The organism is Mycobacterium sp. E3298, assembly GCF_001666895.1.
Classification (GTDB): Bacteria; Actinomycetota; Actinomycetes; order Mycobacteriales; family Mycobacteriaceae; genus Mycobacterium.
This window is the reverse complement of sequence record NZ_LZJB01000546.1, coordinates 1-2,241: the sequence shown is the minus strand read 5'-3', so window position 1 is coordinate 2,241 and position 2,241 is coordinate 1. Positions and strand designations below refer to the sequence as shown.

2 protein-coding genes and 3 pseudogenes are annotated in these 2,241 nt (G+C 66.0%); all 5 read left to right on the top strand.

Translation table 11 applies throughout. The features are described 5' to 3' along the window. A pseudogene (locus A9X05_RS25095) lies at window positions 1-336 on the top strand (steroid 3-ketoacyl-CoA thiolase); the annotation flags it as partial. A gap of 7 nt (window positions 337-343) precedes the next feature. Then, window positions 344-730, top strand: coding sequence for a hypothetical protein (locus A9X05_RS25090; RefSeq protein ID WP_067755068.1), 387 nt, complete (start codon window positions 344-346; stop codon window positions 728-730). A 9-nt stretch (window positions 731-739) separates the two neighbouring features. Continuing rightward, the gene (locus A9X05_RS25085; protein WP_067784754.1) at window positions 740-1,192 is read left to right on the top strand and encodes a nitroreductase family deazaflavin-dependent oxidoreductase; all 453 of its coding nucleotides are present in this window, start codon (window positions 740-742) and stop codon (window positions 1,190-1,192) included. Between the two features lie 84 nt (window positions 1,193-1,276). Then, window positions 1,277-1,531 (top strand): annotated as a pseudogene (locus A9X05_RS25080) (nitroreductase/quinone reductase family protein); the annotation flags it as partial. Window positions 1,532-1,716: 185 nt separating this feature from the next. After that, a pseudogene (locus A9X05_RS25075) lies at window positions 1,717-2,241 on the top strand (cytochrome P450); the annotation flags it as partial.

The following is a 2,241-nucleotide window of genomic DNA, read 5'->3' as shown; positions in this document are numbered from 1 at the left end:
GGCGCCGAGCCGTACTACCACCTCGACGGCCCCGTCCAGTCCACCGCCAAGGTCCTGGAAAAGGCCGGCATGAAGATTGGTGACATCGACATCACCGAGATCAACGAGGCGTTCGCGTCGGTGGTGCTGTCCTGGGCGCGGGTGCACAACCCGGACATGGACAAGGTGAACGTGAACGGTGGGGCGATCGCGTTGGGCCACCCGGTGGGCAGCACCGGCAGCCGGCTGATCACCACCGCGCTGCACGAGCTGGAGCGCACCGACCAGAGCACCGCGCTGATCACCATGTGCGCGGGCGGTGCCCTGTCAACCGGCACCATCATCGAACGCATCTAGCCTCTCGGTGCTCGTCTCCGAAGAGAGCCGCATCGCCGCGGCGCAGGCCTACATCGACGCGCTTGTCAGCCATCACGGCGACTCCGTTCCGTTCGCCGCGCGGTGCACCCGCGTCGAGCAAGGGATCAAGAACGGGTTCTCCGGAAACCATCTGCGCCGCAGCATGAATCGTGGTCCGCAGTACCGATTTCTCGCGGACACGACGCCGCCGGATTACCGAATCGACGGAGACCGGGTGCACGCGGCGTACACCGTGCTGACCAAGGCGGCGTTCGGCGGCCGTCGGCTGGCCGCACGAGTCAACGAGACGTTCGTGATACCGGCCGAAAGCTCAAGCGGCAAGGCCGAAATCCACCACATCAAGGTTCGCTTCCAACCATTTGTCCAGCGCTAAGGGAACATCATGCCTAAACCGAAGCCACGCTCTTTGAACGCCCCCTGGGTCGGCTTCATCATCAAATGGATGGCCAAGGGCAACACGTGGATCTACCGACGCAGCAACGGAAAACTGGGCGGCACCTTCGGCAACGCGCCGGTCGCCCTGCTCACCACGACGGGCCGTAAGACCGGTGAACCGCGGGTGAGCCCGCTGCTGTATCTACGCGAAGGGAACCGGGTGGTACTGGTCGCATCGAAGGGCGGCAGCGAGAAGAACCCATTGTGGTACCTCAACCTCAAGGCCAATCCCAAAGTCTCCGTGCAGATCAAGGACGAGGTGCTGCAGCTGCAGGCCCGTGACGCCACCGAGGCCGAGCGCGCGGAGTACTGGCCGAAGCTGGATGCCATGTACCCGTCATTCGGCGACTACCGATCGTGGACGGACCGTGTCATCCCGATCGTCATCTGCGACCCGTAACGTTTCCCTCGCTGCAGGTTGGGAAAGATCCTGGGCGACGTCGTCGACGCTGACGTCGGCGAAGCCGCGGGCACTGAACAGCTCGACGGCGAAAGGGTGATTCTGCCGGCTTCTTTCGGCGGGCGCGACGAAGACCCGTTGTGGTATCGCAACCTGAAGGAGCATCCCGAAGTGCGGGTGCAGATCCGCGCCCGGCAGCTGGATCTGGTGGCCCGGGACGCCACAGACGCTGAGCGCGAACGCTATTGGCCGCCGCTGAAGCGGATCTGCCCTCGCTACCGCGAATACCGTCGGGCCATCGACCGCGTCATCCCGCTCGTGGTCTGCGAGCCGCGCTAGGCGCGGCCGGTTTGTCTGGGTAGGACCGTCGGCGAAAACGGAGCAGCCGGCCTTGGCCGTCCGCCGCCGAACCATCCGTTGCACCCGGGCACGGCACCTCAGGGCTTGACTGAGCATATCGCCGTATGTGACGATTTCGTCAGAAAGCGTGCGCCGTGGCCGCCAGGCGCGCTGTGAGGAGAACGATGCGTCGCACACCGGCCGGTGTCCCGGTATACGAACCCGACCTCTACTCCGCCGCCGCCATCGTCGATCCCTACCCGCACTACCGGCGCCTGCGCGACCTCGGCCCGGTGGTCTGGCTGGCCAAGCAGAAGGCGTACGCGCTCCCCCGCTACGCCGAGAGCAAGGCCGTGTTGCGTGACGACACGACGTTCCTGTCGGGCAGGGGCGTCTCCCTGAACCCGATCACCAATCGCCTATCGCGAGGCACGACCCTCAACAGCGACGGCGACGAGCACGATCAACGTCGCAAACTGGTCGCGCACCGACTGTTGCCGCGCGTGCTGCGTGCGATCAGCGACAGCGTGGACGCCACCGCCGCGGCGGTCGTCGATGCCGCGCTCGCCCAGGGTGCGGTCGACGGGGTAAACGACCTGGCGGCCGCCCTGCCGCTGGCCGTGGTGCCTGACCTCATCGGTTGGCCGCGGGATGGTCGGCATCACCTCATCGACTGGGGCGGGGCCACTTTCGATGTCCTCGGCCCGCTG